This is a genomic window from Mesorhizobium sp. P2_E6, assembly GCF_056403835.1.
In genome coordinates this window covers 1-519 of the sequence record NZ_JBFUEQ010000049.1, presented here as the reverse complement: position 1 = coordinate 519, position 519 = coordinate 1, and the positions used below count along the sequence as shown (strand labels likewise).

Here is a 519-nt window from a genome sequence, read left to right as displayed (position 1 = left end):
GCCTCGTCCTGGCCGCCAACGGCTCCTACACCTACACCTACTCCGTCGCCAACGCCGCCGTGCAGGTCCTCGCCGGCAGCGACGCCAACGGCGGCTCCCATGTCGACACCTTCACGGTGACGGCCGCCGACGGCACCACCCAGCTCGTCAGCTTCACCAGCACCAGCCACGGCACCACCGACGCCGCCGTGATCGGAACCCCGACGGTCGCCGACGTCACCGAAGACACGCCCACCCGCGCGGCCGTGACGCTCACCGCCGCGGGATCGATTTCGATCAGCGATGTCGACACCGGCGAAGATCATGTCCAGACCACCGTCAGCGGCGCCGATCTGGGCAGCCTCGTCCTGGCCGCCAACGGCTCCTACACCTACTCCGTCGCCAACGCCGCCGTGCAGTTCCTCGCCGGCAGCGACGCCAACGGCGGCACCAGCACCCATGTCGACACCTTCACGGTGACGGCCGCCGACGGCACCACCCAGCTCGTCAGCTTCACCATCCACGGCACCAACGCCAACG

1 protein-coding gene is annotated in these 519 nt (G+C 69.6%); it reads left to right on the top strand.

All coding sequences use genetic code 11. The annotated features are described in order from the left end of the window. A partial coding sequence (locus tag AC1D08_RS33705) for a VCBS domain-containing protein (RefSeq protein ID WP_477425366.1) occupies positions 1-519 on the top strand: 519 nt, incomplete at both ends.